The following is a 24722-nucleotide window of genomic DNA, read 5'->3' as shown; positions in this document are numbered from 1 at the left end:
GGTCGCAAAGAGTCCGGCCCGTGGTGCGCGCGGGAGGCGCGCACCACGGGCCGGGGGTGAACTACTCGCCGGGGTGGGCGAGTTCGATGTCGTGTCCGTCGGTTCCGGCGCCGGTGACGGTCAGCGCGGAGGCCACCGGCGGGTAGCCCGTGGCGATCACGGTGTACTCGCCGGCGTCCAGGTCGGCGAAGGCGTACGCCCCGTCCGTTCCGGTGGTGGCCGTGCCGGCCACGTTGCCCGCCTGGTCCACCAGGGTCACGCGGGCGTCGGCCAGCGGGCCGTGCGGGGCCCGTACGACACCCTGGAGCCGGGCGCCGGCGTCCAGGTCGACCTCGACCCGGGTGATCCCGGCGGCCGCGACCTCGACCGGCAGCGCGCGCGGCCGGAAGCCGCCCGCGTTGACCGCGACGGTCACCATGCCGGGCACCAGGTCGGCGAAGCCGAACTCGCCCTGCTCACCGGTGGCGGCGGTGGCCAGCAGGTCCCCGCGCACATCGGTGACGATCACCATGGCGTCCCGGACCGGCTGCGCGCTCCCGGCGGCCCGGACCACACCGGTCAGCCCGCTGGTGCCGCTGAGCAGGATGTCGTAGGACAGCGGACCGTCCTGCACGACGACCGTGGACGCCTGCGGCTGGTGGCCGTCGGCGGCGGCGATCAGGACGTACGAGCCCGTGCCCGGCGCGTCGACCGCGTAGGAGCCGTCGGCCTGGGTGACCGCGCGGCCCAGCTGGCGGCCGGAGAGCGAGATCAGCGTGACCGCGGCCTGGGCGACCGGGGCACCCTCCGCGCCGCGGACGAAACCGTGGACGGGGACGCCGGCCGGGCCGGACGGCTCGAAGGTGTCCGAGGCCGCGAGGGCGGCGGGCTGCGCGGCGGGAGCCGCACCGGTGCCCTCGCCGGTGTCCGCCACGGCCAGGGCCGGGACGGGGACCTGCTCGGGGGCGGGCGCGGCGGCCTCGGCCGCGGCGAGGGTCTGCGCGGCGGCCGCGACGGTCTCGGCGGCCTGCGTCTCGGTGGTGTCCTGCGCCGGAGCGCTCTTGGCCCGCAGGGGGACCTCCTTGATGAACAGCGTGATCAGGAACGCGGCCGCCGCGAGGCAGCCCGCGATCAGGAACACGTCGCCGATGCCGTGGCCGTAGGCGCTCTCCATGACCGTGCGCAGCGGCGCGGGGAGAGCGTCCATGTCCGGGATGCTGTCGCTGGACTTCGAACCGGCCAGGGCGGCGGCGTACTTCGGGTCCAGGGCGGCCAGGCCGTCCTTGACGTAGTCGGTGATCTTGTGGGACATGATCGCGCCCAGCGCGGAGACGCCGATCGCGCCGCCGAGGGAGCGGAAGAAGACGACCGTGGAGCTGGCCGAGCCGAGGTCGGCGGCCGACACCTGGTTCTGCGTGCTGAGCACCAGGTTCTGCATCATCATGCCGAGGCCGATGCCCACCAGGACCATGAAGACGGCCATCTTCCAGTACGCGGTGTCGTACCGGAGCGTGCCGAGCAGGCCCAGGCCGGCCGCCGTCAGCACACCACCGCTGACCAGCCACCCCTTCCAGCGTCCGGTGCGCGTGATGAGCTGGCCGGAGACGGTGGAGGAGACGAACAGACCGCCGATCATCGGGATGGTCAGGACACCCGACATCGTGGGGGACTCGTCGCGCGCCAGCTGGAAGTACTGGCTGAAGAAGACCGTGCCGCTGAACATCGCGACACCGACGAACAGCGAGGCGAGCGAGGCGAGCGTGATGGTGCGGTTGCGGAACAGGCGCAGCGGCATGATCGGCTCGCCGGCGCGGGACTCGATCAGGACGAAGACCAGGCCGAGCAGGATCGAGCCGCCGACCATCGTGTACGTCTGCCACGACACCCAGTCGTACTTGTCGCCCGCGAAGGTCACCCAGACCATCAGCAGCGAGACGGCCGCGGTGATGAAGAGGGCGCCGGCCCAGTCGACCTTCACCTGACGCTTCACGACGGGCAGGTGCAGGGTCTTCTGGAGCACGATCAGCGCGATGACCGCGAAGGGCACGCCGACGTAGAAGCACCAGCGCCAGCCCAGCCACGAGGTGTCGGTGATGACACCGCCGATCAGCGGGCCGCCGACGGTGGCCACGGCCCACGTGGCACCGAGGTAGCCGGAGTAACGGCCGCGCTCACGCGGGGAGATCATCGCGGCCATGATGATCTGCGCCAGGGCGGTCAGACCGCCGACGCCGATGCCCTGGACCACGCGGCAGGCGATCAGCATGCCGGGGTTCTGCGACAGACCGGCGACCACGGAGCCCGCGACGTAGATGACCAGGGCTATCTGGACGAGCGCCTTCTTGCTGTACAGGTCGGCGAGCTTGCCCCACAGCGGGGTGGACGCGGTCATCGACAGCAGGGCGGAGGTGACCACCCAGGTGTAGGCGGACTGGCCGCCGCCCAGGTCGCCGATGACCTTCGGCAGGGCGTTGGAGACGATCGTGCCGGACAGCACGGCCACGAACATGCCGAGCAGCAGACCGGAGAGCGCCTCCATGATCTGCCGGTGGGTCATGGGGGCCTGCTCGGGGCCTCCCCCGTGCTTGGCGTGGGCCCGCACACCGGACGGTGTGGTTGTTGCCATGAGCTTCCTTCTCTTACGTGCTTGCGGGTGTACGGGTGGTCTCGTCGACTACGGGTGCGGATGGCCGTGCCGGGACGGAGCGGCAGTCGCCGAAGGACGCGCGCATGCGCGTCATCAGCCGGATGAGCTGGGCGAGGTCCTCGTCGCTCCAGTCGGCCAGCCGTTCGGAGAGCAGCCGGCTGGTCCGCCGGGACAGCTCGTCGAGCTGCTCCAGGCCCGCGGGCGTCAGACGCAGGATGCGTGAGCGCTTGTCCGCGGGGTCCGGGGACCGTTCGATCCAGCCGCGTACGGCGACGTGCGTGACATGCCGGCTGGTGACCGACATGTCCACGGCGAGCAGCTCGGCGAGCTTGCTCATGCGCATGTCGCCGTGACGGCCGAGCAGGGTCAGCACGGTGGCCGACCCGGCCGGGCAGTCGGGCGGCAGGATGCGCCCCAGGTCCCGTTTCACGGCGCCGACGGCACTGAGCTGCCGCGCCAGTTCCTCGAACTGCGCCTGCTCGGCCATGACACCTCCGTAATTGTTGCTTGAGGCAACCGTAAGGGTGCTTGGTTGCCGCAGGCAAATAATGGAGGGTAGGGCGGCGCAAAAACTTGGCAAAGGCAAGTATTGCGATAGTAAATGTGCAGGTGAGCGCGGGTGACGTGCCCTCTTCTGTCCCGGTGGCCCCGCACTTGGGCCGTGGTCCGGGATTCGCTAGTGTCTCGGCCCATGGCTAACACCCAGGGCCCTCAGGGCAATTACGACCCCGCAGGCAGCACCCAGATGTTCCGCGCCTTCGTCGACGAGGCGCCGCCGGCGCAGGTTCAGCAGGCCACTTCCTCCGGTCCGCGCGTCGGCCTCATCCTCGGCATCGTCGTCGCCGTGGCCGTCGTCGCCGCGGTGGCGTGGCTCGCGCTCAAGTAACACCCTCGCGGGCGGCACCGACGTCGCCGAGAGCGGTTCCCGCTCCCGGTGACCTGCCTGTGCCGTCACGCGGGTCACCACATGCGCGGGGCGCCGGCACCGCCGTGCCGGCCTGCGGAATGCCCCGCGAGGCCACCGGCCGCGAGGCCGGCGGGGGCGGCTGCGCGCGCCGCCGTACGAAGCGCCGGACTCCGTCTCCGGGCGCCGGGGGTGCCGGCGCCCTGTCCCGACGCTCCGCCGTCGCCGGGGCTCAGTCCGAGATCAGCCCGTCCCGCAGCTGCGCCAGCGTCCGGGTCAGCAGCCGGGAGACGTGCATCTGCGAGATCCCGACCTCCTCGCCGATCTGCGACTGGGTCATGTTCGCGAAGAAGCGGAGCATGATGATCCGTCGCTCGCGGGGCGGCAGCTTCGCCAGCAGCGGCTTGAGGGACTCGCGGTACTCCACGCCCTCCAGCGCGCTGTCCTCGTAACCGAGCCGGTCCGCCAGCGAACCCTCGCCGCCGTCGTCCTCCGGGGCCGGGGAGTCCAGCGAGGAGGCGGTGTAGGCGTTTCCGACGGCGAGACCGTCGACCACGTCCTCCTCGGACACCCCGAGGGCCGCCGCCAGTTCCGTCACCGTCGGCGAACGGTCCAGCTTCTGGGAGAGCTCGTCGCTGGCCTTCGTCAGGGCCAGGCGCAGCTCCTGGAGCCGGCGCGGCACGCGCACCGACCACGAGGTGTCGCGGAAGAAGCGCTTGATCTCGCCCACGACCGTCGGCATGGCGAACGTCGGGAACTCCACGCCCCGTTCGCAGTCGAAGCGGTCGATCGCCTTGATCAGGCCGATGGTGCCGACCTGGACGATGTCCTCCATCGGCTCGTTGCGCGAGCGGAAGCGGGCCGCCGCGTAGCGCACGAGCGGGAGGTTCAGCTCGATCAGGGTGTCGCGGACGTAGGCACGCTCGGGGCTGTGCTCGTCCAGGGCGGCGAGCCGCAGGAACAGGGAGCGGGACAGGGTGCGGGTGTCGATGTCACCCGTGGCCGGCAGGACGGGGGCGTCGGCCGCGGCCGCACCCGCCGGGGCCGGCACGGCATCGAGAGGCGTGACGCCTTCCACGGTGTCGAGGACGTCGAGAACATCGAGCTTCTTGGGCGCTGCCTCGCTCGTGGGCGTGAGTACCTTCGAGCTGCCCTGGTCTGCGGACATGCCACCCCCTTTGGGTCGCGGGACGGTCGCGGTGCGCTGCCATGGACGGCAGCGCGGCCTTCACCTGAATACCGGAGCCGGAGCCACGGCAAACGCGCTTCCCGCAGAATGTCACATGTCGGCAACGCGCTGTAGTGACATGTCGACATGCAAGATGCGAATCGGCCCTGGAAACAAGGGGTCTGACGGTCTTTCGGCGCACAACCGCCGAGAAAGACTCCGGTGCGTGATTCGCTCTCCGCGGTTACCGTTCGATCCCGCTTGCGAACGCGTGCGAGCTGGTGTGTTCCGCTCCGTGCTCCCGTGCGCCGGTCATGCCTCGATGCGGTTGGCGGAGCGCAGCCGCTGGAAGCTCCGCGCGAGGAGCCGGGAGACGTGCATCTGGGACACCCCGAGTTCCGCGCTGATCTGCGACTGGGTGAGGTTGCTGTAGTAGCGCAGCAGCAGGATCCGCTGTTCGCGCTCGGGGAGTTGCACGAGCAGGTGCCGGACGAGGTCGCGGTGTTCCACGCCGTCCAGGGCCGGGTCCTCGTAGCCGATCCGGTCCAGCAGGCCGGGCAGCCCGTCGCCCTCCTGCGCGGCCTCCAGCGAGGTGGCGTGGTACGAGCGTCCCGCCTCGATGCAGGACAGCACCTCCTCCTCGCTGATCCTGAGGCGCTCGGCGATCTCGGCGGTGGACGGCGAGCGTCCGAAGGCGGTCGTCAGGTCCTCGGTCGCGCTGTTGACCTGCACCCACAGCTCGTGCAGCCGGCGCGGCACGTGGACGGTGCGGACGTTGTCCCGGAAGTACCGCTTGATCTCGCCGACCACGGTCGGCATCGCGAAGGTCGGGAACTGCACGCCCCGCTCCGGGTCGAAGCGGTCGATGGCGTTGATCAGGCCGATGGTGCCGACCTGGACCACGTCCTCCATCGGCTCGTTGCGGGAGCGGAAGCGGGCCGCCGCGTAGCGCACGAGCGGGAGGTTGGCCTCGATGAGCGCCCCGCGCACCCGGTTGTGCTCCGGAGAGCCCGGAGTGAGGTCCTTGAGCTGGCCGAAGAGCACCTGGGTCAGCGCGCGGGTGTCGGCACCGCGGCGCTTCTCGGGGGCGGGGGAGGGGTCCGGAGACGGGGCCGGAGACGGGGGAACGGGGGGGGGGGCGGAGGCCTCCGCCTGGGGCGGCGCAGTACTGGCCGACACGGTCAACGCCACCTCTTCATCGGTCAATCATCCGTCAAAAGCGGTCATAGCATCACAAGACATGTGCACTGTGTGCAAGCACCGCATTACGTCGTGTTGAGTTCAAACGCCGCCAAGTCGGGGCACCGGACGCACGAAAGCCCCCCGCCGGGACGGCGGGGGGCCGGAGTTCCGCGAGCGGCCGTGACCGGCGCGCGGCTCAGAATTCGTAGTCGGCGATCACCCACGTGGCGAACTCCCGCCACAGGGCCACACCCTCCTGGTGGGCCGGGTGCTCCAGGTAGCGCACCAGCGCTTCCCTGTCCTCGACGGCCGAGTTGATCGCGAAGTCGTAGGCGATCGGCCGGTCGGTGACGTTCCAGCCGCACTCCCAGAAGCGCAGCTCCCCGATCTCGCCGCCGAGCGCCCGGAAGGCGGCCACGCCCGCCGCGACCCGCGGATCGTCGCGGTCGACGCCCTCGTTGAGCTTGAACAGAACCAGGTGGCGGATCATGGGGGGTACCTCAGCTCTTTCCTCCGTCGGCGGCCCACGTCATGAAGTCGCCTATGGCCTTGGCCGCGTCCGATATGCCCTCGAAGCCTATCTGGACGTAGTCCGCGGCCTTCGCCGGGTCCGTGATGATGACGTACAGCGCGAAGACCACGAGCGCGTACACGGCGATCTTCTTGGCGTTCACCGCCACCGCGGCCTCCCCTGTCCGTGGCCCGTGGGCCCCCTGCTGCCGGCGGCGAGTGTAACCGTCACCCACCGGCGGAGATCAACGCCCCGTGCGCGGAAGGTCTTTGCCGTCCGCCGTGCCGCGGCGTGAAACACATGCACGAAGGGCCCCGTCTTTCGACGGGGCCCTTCTTCGGCGGTAGCGGAGGGATTTGAACCCTCGGTGACTTGCGCCACACTCGCTTTCGAGGCGAGCTCCTTCGGCCGCTCGGACACGCTACCGAGGGAGACCTTACAGCAAGGTGGGGCGTGGTTCGAAATCGGCGGGTCAGCGGTCCCGGAAGAACTCCGTGAGCTGCCGTGCGCAGTCCCCGGCCAGCACACCTTCGACGACCTCGGGGCGGTGGTTGAGCCTGCGGTCGCGCACCACGTCCCACAGCGAGCCGGCCGCGCCCGCCTTGTCGTCGCGGGCGCCGTAGACCACCCGGTCCACCCGGGACTGCACGAGCGCGCCCGCGCACATCGTGCAGGGCTCCAGGGTGACCACGAGCGTGCAGCCGGTCAGCCGCCACTCCCCGAGGACGCCGGCGGCCCGGCGCAGCGCGAGGACCTCCGCGTGCGCCGTGGGGTCGCCGGTGGCCTCGCGCTCGTTGTGCCCGGTCGCCAGCACCGTCGTCCCGTCCGGGGACAGGACGACGGCCCCGACGGGGACGTCACCGCCCCGGACGGCGTGTTCGGCCTCGGCCAGGGCGAGCCGCATGGCGGGCCGCCAGGGGTCGCGCACCGGGTCCGGTGCGCCGTGCGGGTGCGGTGGTGCGGTCAGCGGACGGTCTCCAGGACCTCCGAGGCGCCCAGGGCCTCGGCGATCGCGCCGAGGGCGTCCTCGGCGTCCAGGGTGCGCAGCTCCTTCTCGGCGATCCCGAGGTCGTCGAGGATCTCGCTGTCGCCGACCGGGCTGTGCGGGACGGCGTCGGCGGACGGGCCGTCCTCCTCGTCCTCGTCCCCGGACTCGCCGTCCTCCGTGCCGTCGAGGTCCAAGGAGTCCACGTCGGTGCCGTCGTCGGCATCCGGGTCGCGGCCCAGCAGTTCGTCCGTGAGCAGCAGCTCACCGTAGGCGCTGCGGGCTGCTGCGGCGGCGTCCGAGACGTAGATGCGGGGGTCGTCCTCGCCGTCGACGCGGACGACGCCGAACCAGGCGTCCTCCTGCTCGATCAGGACGAGCACGGTGTCCTCCTCGGGAGAGGCTTCCCGGGCCAGGTCGGCCAGATCCGACAGGGTCTCCACATCGTCGAGCTCTGTGTCGCTCGCTTTCCACCCGTCTTCGGTGCGCGCGAGCAGTGCGGCGAAGTACACCGTGACTCTCCCACTGGTCAGAGGCGTGCCGGTTGGGGGTCCCCCCGGCGGAGGTCCTGGACGGAGCGAAGCCTTGCGCTCCGAGCCCCGCCCACTCGGAATCGTGGCAGAAACAAGGCGTTCAGGGGACGTCTTCGGCTCCCTGTGTCTGGCTGTTTCGATCGTGGATCCCGCTTCGACCCACCAGCGCACTTGTTGCCACCACCTGCGGATCGTACGCGGCTTTCCGCATGCCCACGCACGGCCGTCTCCGCGACGCCTGGGCGGGCGTCGGTCCCTCCTGCCGGGTTCTTCCCCGCGGTCCTTGCGTACAGGACCGTACGACGGCGGGGGCCGTCGGCGGAACGTACGCCCGCGCATGGCGTGGCGCGGCCGGCGCGTGGCGGGGCGGGCGCGGACACGCCTCTGCGGCCGGCCGTTCCGGCCCTTCCCCCGGACGGGCGGTTTGCCGTCAGAGCGAGCGGTGGCCGGGCGCGGTTACTGTTAGAGACATGCGTCTCCATGTCGTCGACCACCCTCTGGTCGCTCACAAGCTCACCACGCTGCGCGACCAGCGCACCGACTCCGCCACCTTCCGCCGTCTCGCCGACGAGCTGGTCACCCTGCTCGCCTACGAGGCCACCCGGGACGTGCGCACCGAGGCCGTCGACATCCAGACGCCGGTCGCGCGGACCACGGGCGTCAAGCTCGCCCGTCCCCGCCCGCTGGTGGTGCCGATCCTGCGCGCCGGCCTCGGCATGCTGGACGGCATGGTCCGGCTGCTGCCGACCGCCGAGGTGGGCTTCATGGGCATGGTCCGCAACGAGGAGACGCTGGAGGCGTCCACGTACGCCACGCGTATGCCGGAGGACCTCTCGGGCCGCCAGGTGTACGTCCTGGACCCGATGCTGGCCACCGGCGGCACCCTGGTCGCGGCGATCCAGGAGCTGATCAAGCGCGGCGCCGACGACGTCACCGCCGTCGTCCTGCTCGCCGCCCCGGAGGGCGTCGAGGTCATGGAGCGCGAGCTGGCGGGGACGCCGGTGACCGTCGTCACGGCGGCCGTCGACGACCACCTGAACGAGCACGGCTACATCATCCCGGGCCTGGGCGACGCGGGCGACCGCCTGTACGGCGCCGCCGAGTAGCGGTACGACGCCGAGCCGCACCCGGCCGGTCCCGCGCGGCACCGCGTCACGCGGCCGCGGGGGACCGGCCGCGCGGTGTCAGGGCCCGCCGCCGTCGCGGCGGGCCCGCCTTTTCAGCAGCCCTTCTTCTTCGGCGCGTCGGCGGCCTGTCCGGGCGACGTCAGCTTGGCCACGGCCAGGTCGGCGGCGGCCCGCTGGGTGAGCGACTTGAAGCCGTCACCGATGATCAGGTCGAGGTCGGCGCCCTTGCGCGCGGCGTCCGTGCGGCGCTCGGCGTCGGCGAGCTGGGTCGTCAGCACCGGCAGCGAGGTGTCGAGGGCCGCGGCGGGTCCGAGGAGCACCCCGGAACCCTTGACCTTCTTGTCGAAGTCCTTGCTCGCGTTGCCCACGGCGCCGATCCGGAATCCGCGCTTCTTCAGCTCGTCCGCCGTCTGCTTGGCGAGCCCGCTGCGCGCGGTGGCGTTGTAGACGTTCACGGTGATCGTGCCCGGCCGGGGGGCCGGCCTGCTGCGGGTGACGGGCTGCACCGCGGTCCGGCAGTCCGCCTTGGTGGCCGCCGAGATGTGCTTGTCTCCGCCGGTGAAGACGTCGATGAGCTGCAGCGTGCCCCAGCCGATCAGGCCCAGCACTGCTGCGGACGCCGCGACGGCGGTCACCAGCCTGCCGCGCCGCCGAGGAGGGCGCATCCGGGGGTACTTGTCCCCCGTGATCCGGTATTGGCCACCCATGCCGGGGGGAGTCAGCATGCTCATGGGCGCAGCGTAGTGTGCCGCGGCGGAGATGCCTATTAGATGATCAGTCGACGGCGCCCAGTGGAACCCGAAAGGGTCAACGGGAGTGCCGCCGGGGTCAGCCGAGTTCGAGCACGCGTGCGTGCAGCACCTGGCGCTGCTGGAGGGCGGCGCGGACCGCGCGGTGCAGGCCGTCCTCCAGATACAGGTCGCCCTGCCACTTCACGACGTGCGCGAAGAGGTCGCCGTAGAACGTCGAGTCCTCGGCCAGCAGCGTCTCCAGATCGAGCTGCTGCTTGGTGGTCACGAGCTGATCGAGGCGGACCGGGCGCGGCGCGACGTCCGCCCACTGCCGGGTGCTTTCCCGGCCGTGGTCGGGGTACGGCCGGCCGTTTCCGATGCGCTTGAAGATCACACGGAAAGCCTACCGGGCGAGGCGTTCCGGGCGCAGCCATGGCGGCGGAGTGCACCGCCCGAAAAGAAGCGGCAATCTGGGCATACGGGGGACTACCGGCGTGCCGGTGTCCCGCCGGGGCGGGGCGGCGGGACACCGGGCGACGGACCGTCAGGCCGTCGGCTGCTCCTTGTCGACCACGGGAGCGGTGGGAGCGTTCCGCTTCACCGACTCGATGCCCTTCATGCAGGACTCTTTGCTCTCGTAGGCCTCGCTCGCGGCGATGATCTCTCCGTTGCCCGCCTTGAGGCGGAAGCGGTGCTTGTGGTTCTTGTCCTCGTAGACCTCGAACTTGCCGGTCATGGCGTGTCACCTCTCGGATCTGCCCCCTGTGATGACGCTAAGCCGGGTGAGGGGTCCACGCAGCTTGACGAGGGGGCGGGACCCGCGGCGCCGGCCGCGTCCGTGCGGCGGGTCTGTCCACAGCCTGTGGACCGGGATCCGGCGGAGGCAGCCTGTGGACCGGGATCCGGCGGAGGCGCGGTGCCGCCTCCGCCGGCGGTTCAGCGGCCGGCCTTCTCCGGGCGCTGCGGCGGGGGCGATTCGCGGTTCGGCCGGGGAGGAGGTGTGCTGCGCCTGGCCTCCGCGCGCAGCAGGGCGCGCAGGACCGCGTAAGGGTCGGTGGGCATGACGGTGTTCCTCGTGTTCCTCGCGTCGGACTGACAGGTGCCTTGCGTGAGCGAGGCGCGGGTCAGCAGCGCAGGACCACCGTGCGGGGCAGCGAGAGGGAGGAACACGGTCCGGGGGCCGCGGGGTGCGGGCGGGCCGCCGCCCCGGCGGGCGCGGGGCCGGGCAGGGACGCGACGCGTTCGGGCGCGTCCGCCTGGTGCAGGGTGCGCGCGGGCGGCCGCAGCAGTGTGTCCAGGGTGTCGTGCTCGGTGGTCTCGGCGGACGCGGTCAGCGCCGGCGCGGCCTGGGCCTGCGCGTGCGCGCCGGGCACGAGCAGGGCGAGCAGCAGCACGAGCAGCCGTGGCCACGTGCGGTGGCGCGGCGGGCGGCGGCGTGCGGTGCTCACCCTGTTCATCTCCCCGTGCGAGGCGCGGGGTTCATCGTGCGGCGGCGAGATCCGCTCGCTCGGCGTACCCCGCGGGCCCCGTGGTTGACGGCGGTCATACCGTCTGCGGGATCTTCCGGGCCCGGCTGCGGATCTGGAACGAGGTGACGATCTCCACGATGCCGACGACGATCAGCCACCAGCCGGTGACCAGGGTCAGCACGGCCACCGACTCGAACGGCGAGTCGATCAGCACGATGCCGGCGATGAAGGTGATGACCCCGAGGAAGATCTGCCAGCCGCGGCCGGGCATCGAGGAGTCGGAGACGGCGGCCATGGTCTGGGTGATCCCGCGGATCAGCCAGCCGATGCCGATCCACAGCGCGAGCAGCAGGATCGACTGCATGGGGCCCCGGAAGCAGAGCAGGCCCAGCAGGATCGACAGGCCGCCGCTGAGGAAGGCCAGGACGCGCAGAGAGGTCTTCTTGTGCGTGCCGAAGGCGGAGATCAGCTGGAAGACGCCGCTGACCACGAGGTAGACGCCGAACAGGATGCCGGCGACGAGCAGGGACGGGCCCGGCCACACCAGCACCAGCACGCCCAGGATCAGCGAGGCGATGCCGGTGAGCAGGACGACCTGCCACGCGGCTCGGGACAGGGCGTGCAGGGGGCCCTCGAAGGGCGGTTCGGGTTCGTGCACCCCGTGCGGTGCGTGGGGTGAGTGGACACTGCGGTCGTCGGACTCGCGGTCCCAGGAGGAGCCGCCGGTGGAAGCCTCGGTCATGTTCCATGCTTGGACCGTCCGGGCCTGCCCCGCCACCCGGGAGGGGCCGGCCGGTGGAGCCGGGGAGTCTCTCCCCCGTCAGCCCCGGGCCGTCACTTCCCCGTGCTCTTCGCCGCCTTCGCCGCCTTCGCCGCCTTCGCCGCCTTCGCGGCCGCCTTCGTCTCCTGCTTGTGCGCCCGCACCTTGGCCAGCGACTCGGGGCCGGTGATGTCGGCGACGGAACGGTACGACGAGGCCTCGCCGTACGCCCCGGCGGCCTCCCGCCAGCCCTTGGGGCGGACCCCCAGCTGCTTGCCGAGCAGGGCGAGGAAGATCTGCGCCTTCTGCTTGCCGAACCCGGGCAGCGCCTCCAGCCGTTCGCGCAGTTCGGTCCCGGTGGCGACGTCCCGCCACACCGCCTCGGCGTCGCCGTCGTAGTGCTCGACCAGGTACCGGCACAGCTCCTGGACGCGCTTGGCCATCGAGCCCGGGTAGCGGTGGACGGCCGGCTTCTCGGAGAGCAGCGCGGCGAAGGCCTCCGGGTCGCGCGCGGCGATGTCGTGGGCGTCGAGGTCGTCGGCGCCCATCCGGCGGGCGATCGTCTCCGGACCCCGGAACGCCCACTCCATCGGGATCTGCTGGTCCAGCAGCATCCCGGTGAGCGCGGCGAGCGGACTGCGCCCGAGCAGCGCGTCGGCGTCGGGGTCCTGGGCGAGGTGCAGAGTGACGTCCATGGGCCGATGATCCCGCGCGCCGGCTCAGTCCGCCCGCCAGTACCCGAGGGCGTGCAGCCGCGCCTTCGGCACGCCCAGTTCCTTGCGGACGTACGAGGCGATGCCCCGGGTCGTCGCGGTGTCGCAGGCGATCCAGACGTACGGGTCGGGGGTGGCGGACAGGACGCCGGGCAGCTCGGCGCGCACCCGGGCGGCGAGGCGGCCGCCTCCGTCCTCGCGGGGCACCTCGCGGAACTCGTGGCGGGACGGGTCGCGGCGGAGCGGCAGGCCGTCGAGCGAGCCCTCGAACCAGACGGTCGCCGGTGTCCGGTCCAGCGCCCCGAGAAGGGAGCCGATCGCGGGCAGCGAGGCGGTGTCGCCGACGAGGGCCAGATGCGAGGGTGCCGGTTCGGGGTGCTGGAACCCGGTGCCCTGCACGGTCGCCTCGATGGTGTCGCCCGGCCGGGCGGCGCGCGCCCAGTCCGAGGCCCGGCCCTCGTGCAGGGCGAACTCCAGCCCGAAGGTGCCGGTCGCGGGGTCGGGGTCGACGAGGGTGTAGGCCCGCTGGTGCGGACGCCCGGAGGCGTCGGAGAACCACAGCCGCACCCACATCGTGGGGTGGACGCCGGCCGCGGCCAGCAGTCCGCCGTCGTCCAGCCTGAGCCGCCGGTAGTGCGGGGTGACGTCCTCCGCCCCGGTGACCGTGCACACGAAGTCCTTCGCGCCCATCAGCCTCAGGACCGCACCCTCCCAGCCCCGCCGCGCCTGCGCCATCCGGTCCACCCCTCGCGTACGATTCCCCGACTGCTAACTTAGGCAAGGCTAACCTAAAGTGAAGGGGTGTCCGGGGTGACCACCGAGACCTACCGGGATGCCTGGGGCATTCCCCATCTGCGTGCCTCGGGCGCGCGCGAACTCGCCTGGGCCCAGGGCCGCGTGACCGCGCGCGACCGGGCCTGGCAGATCGAGGTCGAGCGGCACCGCTCGCAGGGCACCACCGCGGCCTTCCTGGGCGCGGAGGCGCTCCCCTGGGACGTCTTCGCCCGCCGCGCCCGCCTCGACGACACCGCCAGGCGCTGCTTCGCCGCACTGGAGAGGGACGACCCCGAGACCGCCGACTGGGTGCGGGCGTACACCGAGGGCGTCAACGCCGGACTGGCCGAAGGGGCCGCCCGCGCACCGGAGTTCGCCCGCGTCTCCCTCGCCCCCGGCACCTGGCGGCCCTGGACCCCGCTCGGCGTCTGGCTCACCACCCACATCCTCTTCGCCGGCTTCCCCGCCAAACTGTGGCGCGAGGAGGCGGTACGGCACCTCGGCCCCGGGGCGGCCGGTCTCTTCGCCACCGACGGCCCCGGCACCGCCGGCAGCAACGGCTGGCTCCTCGACGGCACCCGCACCGACTCCGGGCTGCCGCTGCTCGCCGGCGACCCGCACCGCTTCATCGAGGACCCCGGCGTCTACCAGCAGATCCGGCTGTCCTGCCCCGAGTTCGACGTCGTCGGCCTCGCCGTCCCCGGCGTCCCCGGCATCCCCCACTTCGGCCACACCGGCACCGCCGCCTGGTCCATCACCAACGCCATGGCCGACTACCAGGACCTCTACCGCGAACGCCTGCGGCGCACCGGCGCGGGCGTCGAGGCCCTCGGACCCGACGGACAGTGGCACGCGGCCCACCGGCACACCGAGACCGTCGGGGTGGCGGGGGAGGCGCCCGCCAAGATCGAGGTGATCGAGACCGAGCGGGGACCCGTCGTCGCCGGCGGGCCCGAGGGCCTGGACGCGGTGCCGGACACCCACGCCGGGCCCCCCGTCGCCCTCGCCCTGCGCCACCCGCCCCGGGTGACGGACGACCTGGGCTTCGGCGCCCTCCTGCCGCTGCTGCGCTCCCGCACGGTCGCGGACGTCGACCGGGCCTTCGACGCCTGGGCCGAGCCGGTCAACGTCGTCCAGGCCGCCGACACCGGAGGCGGGGTGCTGCACCGCGTCGCGGGCCGCGTCCCCGTCCGCGCGTGGGCCAACCGGGTCCGCCCGGTGCCCGCCTGGGAGCCCGGCCACGCGTGGGAGGGCTGGCACGAAACCGCCCGCGGCCTGCCCGAGGACGGCATCGCGGTGATGGCCAACCAGCGCGGCCTCGCCGGCCCCCTCGGCGTGGAGTTCGCCCCGTCCCACCGCGCCGACCGCATCCGCGCCCTCCTCGCCGGGCGCCGCACCTGGTCGGCCGCCGGCATGCCCGCGATCCACACCGACACCCACCTCGGCTCCGCCGCGCCCCTGCTGGACCGGCTGGCCGCCCTCGACGGCCTCACCCCGGGCGCGGCCCGCCTCCGCGGCCGGCTCCTGTCCTGGGACCGCCACATGGACGCCGGCAGCACCGACGCGGCCGTCTACGCGGCGGTGCGCACCGCGGTCGTACGACGGCTGGCCGCGCACCCGGTGTTCGCGCCCCTCACCGAGAGCCCCGCCTACCCCGAGGTCCTGCTCCCCTGGCTCGCCCTCACCCCGCGCATCGGATTCGCCCTGGAACACCTGCTGTCCGCCGAGGAGTTGTACGGCGTCGACCGGGACGCGGCGGTCCGCGCGGCCCTGGAGGAGGTGGCCGCCGCACCCCCGGCCGGCACCTGGTCCGACACCCACCGCCTCGCCCCCTGGCGTGCGCTGCCGAAGGAGGGGCACGACGAACCCGGCCTGGCCGGCGACCACGACTGCGTGCTGTGCACCTCCGCCGTCCCCGGTCTCACCGACCGCGCGGCCCGCGGCCCGGCCGCCCGTTACGTGTGGGACCTGGCCCGCCGCGAGGACAGCCGGTGGGTGGTCCCGTTCGGCGCGGACGGCGTCCCCGGCGGACCCCACCACCACGACCAGCTCCCCCTGTGGCTCGCCGGGGACCTGGCACCCGTGGTCACCGACTGGACCGTCCTCACGCGTGAGGACGTCGAGCCGCCGGACGCGACGCCTGGCGGGGTGCTGGACGGGGTGCCGGACGAGACGCCGGACGGGGTGCTGGACAGGACGCCGGACGAGACGCCGGACAGGACGGCGGACGGCATGGCAGACGACATGGCAGACGACACGGCAGACGTGACAGTGAAGGCAGAGAGGACCGAGAAGAGCGATGTCTGACGACCGGTACGGCACCCCGACCCCCGTCCACGAACGGCACGTCGACGGATACGGCACCGTCCGCATCCGCCCCCTCGACCCGCAGGCCGACGCGGAGACGGTCCACGCCTGGGCGAGCGAGGAACGCGCCGTGTTCTGGGGCATGAACGGCCTCAGCCGCGCCCAAGTGGCCGAGATCTACGCCCACATGGCCACCCTCGACACCCACCACGCCCATCTGGTCCTCAAGGACGGCGTGCCGGCCGCCCTGCTCCAGACCTACGAGCCCGGCGCCGACCGGGTCGGCGAGTGCTACGACGTCCGCCCCGGCGACATCGGCGTCCACCTCCTGCTCGCCCCCGCCGGACCGGACGGCCGGCGCCCCGGCTGGACCGCCGCGCTGCTGTCCGCGATGACGTCGTACGTCCTGCTGGTCCTGGACCGCGGCCGGATCGTGGTCGACCCGGACGCGCGCAACACCAAGGCGATCACCCGCTTCGCGCGCCAGGGCTTCGTCACCGGCCCCGAGGTCGTCCTGCCCGAGATCGACCTGCCGGACGTGTACCTCCCGGAGAAGCGCGCCCGGCTGGCCTTCCTCACCAGGGAGACGGTCTTCCCGGAGGAGACGGCCACGGTTTGAGCGAGAGGGCGCGGCCGTCCGTACGTATCAGGGGAGTGGTGGCTCCACGGACGGAAGGCGGGTGACGTGCGCACCAAGGAGTACGACGAACCGAACGGCCGCGACGACACCGGCGTCCCGGCCGGTGCCGCGGGCCCCCGCGTCGGGACCGGGCGCCCGCGGAGCGCCCGCCGGCCGCGCGGCCCGCGCCGCCTGCTCCTGCTGTGCACCACCCTCTTCCTCGGCGTCCTGGGCGTGCTCGGCACCGCCGTCCCCGCCTCCGCCCACGCGGCGCTGCGCGGGACGGATCCGGAGGACGGCACCGTGATCGCGCACGCCCCCCGGCACGTGACACTGACCTTCACCGAGTCGGTGGGCCTGCTCACCGACTCCTTCCGCGTCTACGACCCCGGGAACCACCGCCTGCGCACCGGCGCCGCGGACCACGCGCCCGGCCGCTCCGACACCGCCCGCGTCACCCTCCCCGCGGACCTGCGCGACGGCACCTACACCGTCGCCTGGCGCGTGGTGTCGGCGGACAGCCACCCGGTGTCCGGCGCGCTCACCTTCTCGGTCGGCCATCGCTCGGCGGCCATCACCGGCGTACCTGCCGCCCCGGCGGAGGACGGCACGACCACCCGCCTGTACGACATCGCGCGCTATCTCGCCTACCTGGCCGTGGCCCTGCTCCTGGGCACGGCCGCCTTCGTGGCGTACTGCCGCCCGCCGAGCCGCTCCCACCTGCGCCCCTTGCTGCTCACCGGCGGCGGGACCCTGTGCGCCTCGACGGTCCTGCTGTTCCTCCTGCGCGGCCCCTACGAGGAGGGCACCTCCCCGCTGCGGGCCTTCGGCCTCTCCTCCCTGGCCCGTACGGTCACGAGCCGCCCCGGCGAACTCCTCCTCCTGCGCCTGGCCCTGCTGCTCGGCGCGGCCGTCCTCGCCCTGGTCCTGAAGCGCGCGCGCGGGCTGCTGCCGAGGCGCTGGCGGCGCAGGGTCCCGCGCCGGGACGCCCTCGCGGCCGGCACGGTGTTCGCCGTACTCCTCTCCCTGACCTGGGCGGCGTCCGAACACGCCTCGGCCGGCGTCCAGGTGCCCCTGGCCATCACCTCCGCCGGCCTCCACCTGCTCGCCATGGCGGCCTGGCTGGGCGGTCTGGCCGCGCTGCTGACGACGCTGCGCCGTGCCTCCTCCGACCCGGCCGCACTGCCGCCGCGCGTCGTCCTCCGCTTCTCCCGCCTCGCCTTCTCCGCGGTGACCGTCCTGGTCGTGACCGGCGTCTACCAGTCCTGGCGCGGCCTCGGCTCCTGGCAGGCGCTCACCGGCACCACCTACGGCCGCACCCTGCTGGCCAAGCTGGCCGCCGTGACGCTGCTGCTGATGGCGGCGTCCTGGTCCCGCAACTGGACGCTGCGGCTCGCGCTGCCGTCCGCCGCGCCGGCCCCCGGCCGCGTTCTGCAGCCGGCCGGCGGTCCGGCGCTGCCCGGTGCGGCTGGTGAGTCCGGTGAGTCTGGTGCGGCGGGTGAGTCCGGCTCGTCCGGTGGGGGCGCAGGGGCCGGTGGGTCCGGCTCGTCGGGTGGGGGCACAGGGGCCGGTGGGCGCGCCGGGTCCGAGGGGGCCGACGGACCGGTCCGGTCGCGGTCCGTGCCCCTGTCCCTCTCCTCACCGGCCTCACCGGACCCGTCCTCGTCGTCGCCCGCGCGCCTCTACCGCCACCTCGGCCGCTCGGTGCTGGCGGAGGTGGCCGTGGGGGTCGTGGTCCTCGTCCTGACGACCCTGCTGACCAGCACCCTGCCGGGCCGCGCGGCGGCGGAGGCGCAGACCGCGACGGCGGCCGGCATCCCCACCGCCTCCGTCACCACCATCCCCTTCGACGTCGGCACGCCCCGCGGCCACGGCAAGGTGCAGATCACCCTGGACGCGGGCCGGGTCGGCACGAACTCCGTCCAGGCCGTCGTCTACGGCCCCGACGGCGGCCTGTCGTCCGTCCCCGAACTCCGCATCACCCTCACGCTCCCGGCCCGGCGGATCGGCCCCCTGGACACCGAGGTCACCGACCGGGGCGGCTACTGGGCCGCCGACTCCTTCCAGCTGCCGATGGCGGGGAACTGGACGATGAAGGCGACGGTACGGGTGTCGGAGGTGGACCAGGTGACCGTGTCCAGGACGGTGCGGGTGACGGGCTGAGCGGGTTTCCTGGGGGTGAGACGCGCGGGAGGTGCGAGTGACCCCGGACGACCGAGCGGGCGATGGGGCCGGGCAGGCCGACAACCGGGCCGTGCAGGCCGATGACTGGGCCGGGCGGGTCGACGACTGGGCCGGGCGGGTCGACGGCAGGGCCGATGACGAGGCTGAGCGGGCCGGTGAGCGGGCCGGGATTCGGGCCCGGTGGGCCGAGGAGGCGGTGCGGGCCGTGCGGACTCCGCGGGGGGACCGAGGCGAGCGGGTCGAGCGGGTCGAGCGGGTCGTGATCGAGGGGGTGGAGTTCCTCGCCACCCTCACCCTCCGCTCGGACGTGGGCGTGCTCGCGCTGCACGGCGGCCGGGAGGGCGGTACGGCGGAACTGGCCCGGGAGGTGGCCGCCCGTACCGACGCCACGTGCCTGGTCTTCACACAGCCCGAGGGCGACCCGGTGCACATCCCCTCGCACCGGATGTCCGTCCCCCACTGCGAGACCCTGCGCGACTTCCTCGCCCGGGTGGCCCTGGTGGTGTCCCTGCACGGCCACCTGAGACCGGACGCGTCCCGGTCGATCTTCCTGGGCGGTACCGACCGCGCGGCCGCCCGCGCCATGGCCGGGGCCCTCGCCCAGCTCGCCCCGTCCTTCGAGGCGGTGGCCGAGCCGGACGCCGTCCCGTCGGGTCTGCGCGGTCTGAACCCGCGGAACCCCGTGAACCTGACCCGGGCGGGCGGGGTGCAGGTCGAGCTGCCCCTCGCCGCGCGGACCGCCCGCCCCGACCGGGTGCGGGGTGCCCCGGAGTCGCCCCCGCCGCGGGTGACGGCCGCGCTGACCGACGGCGTACGGCGACTGGGGGTCCTGCGCCGCTCCCGCTGACCCGCCCGGGACGCCGCTGCCGTCACCGGGCAGGCGGCGGGGCGCTGTGGTTGTCTGGAACGACGCGTGCGGTGCGAGGGGGGCAGCCACTCACCGAGAGGTCACCATGTCCCACCACCTCAGCGGTCCCCATCTGCGTTCCCCCAAGGACGACGCCCGCCTCGACCTCACCGATGTCTTCGCCTTCCCCGCCGCCGAGGCCGGACGCACCGTCCTGATCATGAACGTGAACCCGTTCGCGCCCACTCAGGGCGAGGCGTTCCACCCGGACGCCGTGTACCGGATCAACGTGGACACCGACGGGGACGCCGTCGCCGACCTGGCCTACAGCTTCGTCTTCTCCGAGCCCGCCGACGGCCGTCAGACGGTCACCGTCCACCGGGCCACCGGAGCGCGGGCGCGGGACCACGCGGCCGGCGGCGAGGTGATCGTCTCCGAGGCGGAGGTCGCCTTCGGGCCGGAGCCGAACATCGTGGACGCCGACGGCCTCCGCTTCTCGGCGGGCCTGCGCAGCGACCCCTTCTTCGCGGACCTGGAGGGGATCACCGACGAATTCCGGTGGACCGGCAAGGACTTCGGGATCGACAAGAACGTCTTCGGCATCGTCCTGGAGGTCCCGGACGAGGAACTGGGCGACGGCCCGATCGGCGTCTGGGCGCGGGTCAGCGTGCGGCAGGACGGCGAACTCGTCTCCGTGGACCGGGGCGCCCACCCCTCCCTGACCGCGTACTTCAACGCCGACGAGGTCAAGGACCGGTACAACGCCGGTGAACCCGCCGACGACTGGGACACCTACCGGGAACCGTGGAGCGCCGTGCTCGCCCACACCGGCGGCTACGGCGCCGAGGACGCCGAGCGGGCGCTGCGCACCGTGCTGCCCGACGTGCTGCGGTACGACCGCGCGGAGGCGGCGGCGTACCCCAACGGCCGTACGCTCACCGACGACGTCACCTCGGCCCGGCTCGCCATGGTCTCGGGCGGAAAGATCACGGACGACCACATCGCACCCCACACCGACCTGCTCCCGGACTTCCCCTACCTGGGTCACCCGCACCCGACGTCCTGAACCCGACGCCGTCCGGCGTGAGTTGTGAACAGGGGCCGGGGGCGAGCGATCCGTCCCCGGCCGGACCGCTCGCCCCGGGGGAGTTCAGTGGCGGAAGCGCCCACCGGCGGCCGCTTGGTGGCGAACCGCTCGGTGGGAGAGCCGCTCGGTGGGAGAGCCGCTCAGTGGCGGATGCGCTCAGTGGCAGAACCGCTTGGCCGCGAGGTCCGCGCCGTCCCTGAACCCGCGCTCGTAGTTCTTGTCGCCCTTAGCGGCGCCCTGCTTGGGCTTCGCGCCGCAGTGCTCCCTGACCGCCGAGAAGCCGTCCGCGAAGCCCTTTCGGTACTGGGCCCTGGCGTCCTTGCGCTCGCTCTTGTCGGCGGGAGTGCGGCCGCAGTTGACGGTGCCGTCCTCGTCACTGGTCGCGGTGTAGCGGCCGGGTCCCAGGTTGCTGACGGAGAAGGACCCGTTCGTGGTCTTCGCCGCCCCGCCTCCGTTGCCGCCGGAGAAGGACACGGAGCCCGACTCGAAGCCGGAGGCGGAGAGGGTGAACTTCGGGTCGTCGGGCTTGGAGTTGGCCGTGTCCTGGGTGAGGACACACCTGGGTTTGGCGGGGGCGGCCGGGGCCTGCCGGTCCGCCCCGTGCGCGGTGACGACCGGGCCGAGGGCCAGGGCCGACACGAACAGCGGGGTGAGCATCGCGAGACGTCGGGTGCGGGTCATCGTTCTTCCTCCCGGGACGGGAAGGGCATGCCGACGCGGCGGCTCGCAGCGGGAACGAGAGCATGCCGGACCGCGACGGAAACCCCGCGAGGACCCTGTCCGGGCGCGGGGGCGCGGACGTACGGCCGCATGGCGTCCACGCGGTCGTGGATGACCGGTGTGCTGCCCCTGCCTCCCATGCTCCGCCGCCCCGCAAGGTGTGTCCATCCGGGCCGGGACCGCGCCCGGGACCGCCGTCCCGCTGCCCTTCCAGGACGGCGGCTCCCCTTGGCTCCGACCGACTCCCACCGGCCCCGGCCGTCGGCGAGGGACCTACGGCGGTCCAGGCGTCTGCGGGGTCCAGGGGCCTCGGCGGGACCTAGGGGGGCCAGGGGCTTACTGAGTCCGCCGGCCGAGGATGCAGAACTCGTTGTCCTCGGGGTCGGCCATGACCACCCAGGACCGCTCCCCCTGGCCGATGTCGACCCGCCGTGCGCCGAGTGCCTCCAGCCGGGCGACCTCGGCGTCCTGGTCGTCGGGCACGAAGTCGAGATGCAGCCGGCTCTTGGACTTCTTGGCCTCCTCGAGGAGGACGAACTCGATGCCCGGCGTACGGCCCGGCTCCGGGCGGATCTCGAACTCCACGTCGGAGGTGTGGGTCACGGTCCAGCCGAGGGCGTCGGCCCACCACTGCCCCAGGGCCGCCGGGTCTGCCGAGTGAACGATCACGTTGCGCCATTCCAAGGTCATTTCGCGAGCCTAGGGGCGCGGGGGCGTCCGGAACAGGCCTCGGACGGGGGCCGCGGGCGTCTCCCCGGGCGGGTGTCTCCCCGGGCGGGGGTGCGCCGAGGGGTCGGGGTGCCATCGAGGGTGCCGGGGTGCGCCGAGGGGGCGGAGCGCATCGAGGGGGCCGGGATGCGTCGACGGGGCGGGAGGTGCTTCGAGACCTTCGAGGGCTTCACGGGGTCCACGGGCTTCACGGCCTTCCCGTGCTTCCCGTGCTTCGCGGGGCTGCACGGGCTCCGAGGGGAAGAACGTGCGAGTTCTCTTGTCGGGCGACGGACCGACGGACAAGCTATGTACATGACACTCTCGGGCTGCCCGTCCCGCGGGTCAGGCCGGCGTGTCCCGGCGTCACGGACCCGGTGACATCCCGCCGGAGACGTCGCAGCGAACCCCCACATCCCCACACGAGCACGCCCTTTCCCCCGGAGGTCGGTCGGATGCGCCTGAGAAGTGCGGAGCCGCGGCGCGGCAGATGGCGGACATTACTCAACCTGGTCTCCGTCGTCGCGGTCATGACGGCGACCACCGCGGTCGCGTCGCTGGACGCCGAGGCGGCGGTGCCTCCGACGCCGTCGGGTTTCACCCTCACCTGGAGCGACGACTTCAACGGTGCCTCCGGCACCGGCATCGACCAGAGCCTGTGGAAGTACGACACCGGTCCGGGCAGCAGCTTCGGCACCGGTGAGATCGAGACCATGACCAACAGCACGTCGAACGTCTTCTACGACGGCCAGGGCCACCTGGTGCTCCAGGCCCTGCACTCCGGTTCCGACCCCCGGGCCGGGTGGACGTCCGGGCGGGTGGAGACCCAGTCGGCGGGCTTCGGCGCCGCGGCCGGCGGAGTCGTACGCATCGAGTCGGTCCTCCAGCAGCCGAACGTCACCACCGCCAACGGCGCGGGCTACTGGCCGGCGTTCTGGATGCTCGGCGCACCGCTGCGCTCCGGTGTCACCTGGCCCAAGTCGGGCGAGATCGACATCATGGAGGACATCAACGGCCGCAGCTCCGACTTCAGCACCCTGCACTGCGGGGTGAACCCGGGCGGGCCGTGCAACGAGTCGACGGGCATCGGTTCGGGTGAACGCGCCTGTTCCGGCTGCCAGACCGGCTTCCACGACTACGCGGCGGAGATCGACCGCTCGGTGTCGCCGGAGCAGATCCGCTTCTACCTCGACGGGAACAACTTCTTCACCGTCAACGCGGGCCAGGTCGACGCGACGACCTGGGCGGACGCGGTCGACCACCCGTTCTTCATCATCTACGACCTGGCGATGGGCGGCGGCTTCCCTGACGCCTTCGGCGGCGGCCCCAACGCGGCCACGGTCTCCGGCGGCAGGCTGGTGATCGACTCGGTGGCCGTCTACAACAAGGGACCCGGCTCCGGGGGCGGCGGTGGCGGCGGCTCGGTGAGCGGCCAGACCATCAGCGGTCCGGGCGGCAAGTGCGTGGACGTGGCGGGTGACGACACCGGCGGCGACGGCACCGCGGTCCAGCTGTGGGACTGCCAGGCCGGCGCCAAGGACCAGCACTGGACCTGGAGCGGCCAGACCCTGCAGACCCTCGGCAAGTGCCTGGACATCGCCGGCGGCAACAGCGCCGCGGGCACGAAGCTGCAGCTCGCCACGTGCAACAGCGGCGGCTACCAGAACTGGGTCCGCCAGCCCGACGGCACGCTGCGCAACCCGACGTCGGGCCGGTGCGTCGACTCCCCCTCGGGCGCCACCGCGAACGGCACCCGCCTGCAGATCTGGGACTGCAACGCCTCCGGCGCCCAGCAGTTCGCCATCGGTACGCCGATCTACGGTCCGGGCGGCAAGTGCGTGGACGTGGCGGGCGACGACACCGGCGGCGACGGCACCGCGGTCCAGCTGTGGGACTGCCAGCAGGCCACCTCCCTCGACCAGAAGTGGACCTGGAACGGCCAGACCTTGCGCACGCTGGGCAAGTGCCTGGACATCGCCGGCGGCGTGAACGCGGCCGGCACGAAGCTCCAGCTCGCCACGTGCAACGGCGGCGGCTACCAGAACTGGGTCGCGGGCGCCGACGGCTCCCTCTCCAACCCCACCACGGGCCGCTGCGTCGACTCCCCCTCCGGCGCCACCGCCAACGGCACCCGCCTCCAGATCTGGGACTGCAACAACTCCGCAGCCCAGAAATTCTCCCTGGCCTGACCCACCCTCCGGATATCACCGCCTGCGTACCGCAGCCACATACGCCGAAGGGCCCCACCGCAAGCGGTGGGGCCCTTCGACTTAGTGCCCGGTGAGGCACTTGGCGGAGGATACGAGATTCGAACTCGTGAGGGGTTGCCCCCAACACGCTTTCCAAGCGTGCGCCCTAGGCCACTAGGCGAATCCTCCGGGGCAAACATTACATGACCCGAGGGGGTGCTCACGAACCTCTTCCCGCTGACCCGGACGGGTGCCTCCGCGAGGCGAGGACGGGTTACGCCCCAGGGGCTCGGATCGGGTACTCTTTGCGCAGCCCCTCACGCGGCGCTATCTGACTGAACTCCCCCAGGGCCGGAAGGCAGCAAGGGTAGGTCGGCTCTGGCGGGTGCGTGGGGGGCGCTTGCGTTCCGGGGCGGGCCAGGCCGGTACGGCTGGGCCGGGCCCACGGTGGGGCCGGGATCCCGGGCGGGGCGGAGGCCGAGGCCCGGGCCGACGGCTGGGGCGGAATCCCGGCCGGAACCGGGCGCATGCCGAGGTCGGAGCTTTCGGCGGAGCCGGTTGTCGGTGGGCGCCTATAA

The 24722-nt window shown here is 72.8% G+C and carries 26 protein-coding genes, 2 tRNA genes and 1 other RNA gene; 9 read left to right on the top strand and 20 right to left on the bottom strand.

Going from position 1 to position 24722, the window contains the following annotated elements; translation table 11 throughout:
• Positions 1-61 precede the first annotated feature (61 nt).
• A complete protein-coding gene (locus tag ACIPRD_RS28655; protein ID WP_401567186.1) occupies positions 62-2605 on the bottom strand; it encodes an MFS transporter in 2544 nt (847 codons plus the stop codon).
• A gap of 13 nt (positions 2606-2618) precedes the next feature.
• Positions 2619-3113 (bottom strand): MarR family transcriptional regulator, encoded by a 495-nt coding sequence (locus ACIPRD_RS28650; RefSeq protein WP_356402278.1) that lies wholly within the window; start codon positions 3111-3113, stop codon positions 2619-2621.
• Between the two features lie 204 nt (positions 3114-3317).
• On the opposite strand from ACIPRD_RS28650, the gene ACIPRD_RS28645 reads away from it, so the two are divergent.
• A complete protein-coding gene (locus ACIPRD_RS28645; protein ID WP_356402280.1) occupies positions 3318-3512 on the top strand; it encodes a hypothetical protein in 195 nt (64 codons plus the stop codon).
• 250 nt (positions 3513-3762) lie between these two features.
• Here the strand turns inward: ACIPRD_RS28645 and ACIPRD_RS28640 are convergent, their stop codons facing one another.
• From ACIPRD_RS28640 to ACIPRD_RS28610, 7 genes are all read right to left on the bottom strand, one after another.
• Positions 3763-4698: an RNA polymerase sigma factor SigF gene (locus ACIPRD_RS28640; protein ID WP_356402282.1), complete on the bottom strand. Its 936-nt coding sequence runs from the start codon at positions 4696-4698 to the stop codon at positions 3763-3765.
• Between the two features lie 312 nt (positions 4699-5010).
• Positions 5011-5883: an RNA polymerase sigma factor SigF gene (locus tag ACIPRD_RS28635; RefSeq protein ID WP_401567506.1), complete on the bottom strand. Its 873-nt coding sequence runs from the start codon at positions 5881-5883 to the stop codon at positions 5011-5013.
• Between the two features lie 193 nt (positions 5884-6076).
• Positions 6077-6370 (bottom strand): Dabb family protein, encoded by a 294-nt coding sequence (locus ACIPRD_RS28630; RefSeq protein ID WP_401567181.1) that lies wholly within the window; start codon positions 6368-6370, stop codon positions 6077-6079.
• A gap of 10 nt (positions 6371-6380) precedes the next feature.
• Positions 6381-6560: a hypothetical protein gene (locus ACIPRD_RS28625; RefSeq protein ID WP_356402286.1), complete on the bottom strand. Its 180-nt coding sequence runs from the start codon at positions 6558-6560 to the stop codon at positions 6381-6383.
• A 172-nt stretch (positions 6561-6732) separates the two neighbouring features.
• Positions 6733-6817 (bottom strand) — tRNA-Ser (locus ACIPRD_RS28620).
• A gap of 46 nt (positions 6818-6863) precedes the next feature.
• A complete protein-coding gene (tadA, locus tag ACIPRD_RS28615; RefSeq protein ID WP_356402464.1) occupies positions 6864-7295 on the bottom strand; it encodes a tRNA adenosine(34) deaminase TadA in 432 nt (143 codons plus the stop codon).
• 59 nt (positions 7296-7354) lie between these two features.
• Positions 7355-7888 carry a hypothetical protein gene (locus ACIPRD_RS28610; protein WP_356402287.1) on the bottom strand — a complete coding sequence of 178 codons (534 nt, stop codon included), beginning with the start codon at positions 7886-7888 and terminating at the stop codon, positions 7355-7357.
• 491 nt (positions 7889-8379) lie between these two features.
• Here ACIPRD_RS28610 and upp point away from each other — a divergent pair, with 491 nt between their 5' ends.
• Entirely contained in the window at positions 8380-9015 is a 636-nt protein-coding gene (gene upp, locus ACIPRD_RS28605) for a uracil phosphoribosyltransferase (RefSeq protein WP_356402289.1), read from the top strand.
• 113 nt (positions 9016-9128) lie between these two features.
• Here the strand turns inward: upp and ACIPRD_RS28600 are convergent, their stop codons facing one another.
• The 8 genes from ACIPRD_RS28600 to ACIPRD_RS28565 form a co-directional block, all read right to left on the bottom strand.
• Positions 9129-9767, bottom strand: a complete 639-nt coding sequence (locus tag ACIPRD_RS28600) for a LytR C-terminal domain-containing protein (protein WP_356402291.1) — start codon at positions 9765-9767, stop codon at positions 9129-9131.
• Between the two features lie 97 nt (positions 9768-9864).
• Complete coding sequence (locus ACIPRD_RS28595) at positions 9865-10161, bottom strand: type II toxin-antitoxin system VapB family antitoxin (protein ID WP_003986294.1); 297 nt, start codon at positions 10159-10161, stop codon at positions 9865-9867.
• A gap of 150 nt (positions 10162-10311) precedes the next feature.
• Positions 10312-10503, bottom strand: a complete 192-nt coding sequence (locus tag ACIPRD_RS28590) for a YegP family protein (protein WP_356402294.1) — start codon at positions 10501-10503, stop codon at positions 10312-10314.
• A 200-nt stretch (positions 10504-10703) separates the two neighbouring features.
• Positions 10704-10829 carry a hypothetical protein gene (locus ACIPRD_RS28585; protein ID WP_356402296.1) on the bottom strand — a complete coding sequence of 42 codons (126 nt, stop codon included), beginning with the start codon at positions 10827-10829 and terminating at the stop codon, positions 10704-10706.
• Between the two features lie 62 nt (positions 10830-10891).
• The gene (locus ACIPRD_RS28580; RefSeq protein ID WP_356402298.1) at positions 10892-11215 is read right to left on the bottom strand and encodes a hypothetical protein; all 324 of its coding nucleotides are present in this window, start codon (positions 11213-11215) and stop codon (positions 10892-10894) included.
• A gap of 94 nt (positions 11216-11309) precedes the next feature.
• Positions 11310-11978, bottom strand: coding sequence for an HdeD family acid-resistance protein (locus ACIPRD_RS28575; RefSeq protein ID WP_356402300.1), 669 nt, complete (start codon positions 11976-11978; stop codon positions 11310-11312).
• 92 nt (positions 11979-12070) lie between these two features.
• A complete protein-coding gene (locus ACIPRD_RS28570; RefSeq protein WP_401567176.1) occupies positions 12071-12691 on the bottom strand; it encodes an HhH-GPD-type base excision DNA repair protein in 621 nt (206 codons plus the stop codon).
• A gap of 24 nt (positions 12692-12715) precedes the next feature.
• Entirely contained in the window at positions 12716-13444 is a 729-nt protein-coding gene (locus tag ACIPRD_RS28565) for a siderophore-interacting protein (RefSeq protein ID WP_401567173.1), read from the bottom strand.
• 75 nt (positions 13445-13519) lie between these two features.
• Between ACIPRD_RS28565 and ACIPRD_RS28560 the strand changes: the two genes are divergently transcribed.
• From ACIPRD_RS28560 to ACIPRD_RS28540, 5 genes are all read left to right on the top strand, one after another.
• The gene (locus ACIPRD_RS28560; RefSeq protein WP_401567503.1) at positions 13520-15790 is read left to right on the top strand and encodes a penicillin acylase family protein; all 2271 of its coding nucleotides are present in this window, start codon (positions 13520-13522) and stop codon (positions 15788-15790) included.
• Positions 15783-16409 (top strand): GNAT family N-acetyltransferase, encoded by a 627-nt coding sequence (locus ACIPRD_RS28555; RefSeq protein WP_356402308.1) that lies wholly within the window; start codon positions 15783-15785, stop codon positions 16407-16409. Before ACIPRD_RS28560 ends, ACIPRD_RS28555 begins: the two co-directional genes overlap by 8 nt.
• Positions 16410-16475: 66 nt before the next feature.
• Positions 16476-18572: a copper resistance CopC/CopD family protein gene (locus ACIPRD_RS28550; protein WP_401567171.1), complete on the top strand. Its 2097-nt coding sequence runs from the start codon at positions 16476-16478 to the stop codon at positions 18570-18572.
• 37 nt (positions 18573-18609) lie between these two features.
• Entirely contained in the window at positions 18610-19440 is an 831-nt protein-coding gene (locus ACIPRD_RS28545) for a poly-gamma-glutamate hydrolase family protein (RefSeq protein WP_401567169.1), read from the top strand.
• Between the two features lie 106 nt (positions 19441-19546).
• Positions 19547-20506, top strand: a complete 960-nt coding sequence (locus tag ACIPRD_RS28540) for a DUF4331 family protein (RefSeq protein ID WP_401567166.1) — start codon at positions 19547-19549, stop codon at positions 20504-20506.
• 177 nt (positions 20507-20683) lie between these two features.
• Here the strand turns inward: ACIPRD_RS28540 and ACIPRD_RS28535 are convergent, their stop codons facing one another.
• Both ACIPRD_RS28535 and ACIPRD_RS28530 read right to left on the bottom strand, forming a co-directional pair.
• A complete protein-coding gene (locus ACIPRD_RS28535; RefSeq protein ID WP_356402315.1) occupies positions 20684-21208 on the bottom strand; it encodes a hypothetical protein in 525 nt (174 codons plus the stop codon).
• Positions 21209-21583: 375 nt separating this feature from the next.
• Positions 21584-21937, bottom strand: coding sequence for a VOC family protein (locus tag ACIPRD_RS28530; protein ID WP_356402317.1), 354 nt, complete (start codon positions 21935-21937; stop codon positions 21584-21586).
• A gap of 548 nt (positions 21938-22485) precedes the next feature.
• Between ACIPRD_RS28530 and ACIPRD_RS28525 the strand changes: the two genes are divergently transcribed.
• Positions 22486-24144: a ricin-type beta-trefoil lectin domain protein gene (locus ACIPRD_RS28525; RefSeq protein ID WP_401567162.1), complete on the top strand. Its 1659-nt coding sequence runs from the start codon at positions 22486-22488 to the stop codon at positions 24142-24144.
• Between the two features lie 101 nt (positions 24145-24245).
• On the opposite strand, the gene ACIPRD_RS28520 is transcribed toward ACIPRD_RS28525, so the two are convergent.
• Positions 24246-24333, bottom strand: a tRNA-Ser gene (locus ACIPRD_RS28520).
• A gap of 119 nt (positions 24334-24452) precedes the next feature.
• Here ACIPRD_RS28520 and ffs point away from each other — a divergent pair.
• Positions 24453-24551, top strand: an RNA gene (gene ffs, locus ACIPRD_RS28515) — signal recognition particle sRNA small type.
• Positions 24552-24722 lie beyond the last annotated feature (171 nt).

It is taken from the genome of Streptomyces sp. NPDC090108, assembly GCF_044747185.1.
In the GTDB taxonomy this organism is placed as follows: Bacteria; Actinomycetota; Actinomycetes; order Streptomycetales; family Streptomycetaceae; genus Streptomyces.
This window is presented reverse-complemented; position numbering and strand designations above follow the sequence as displayed.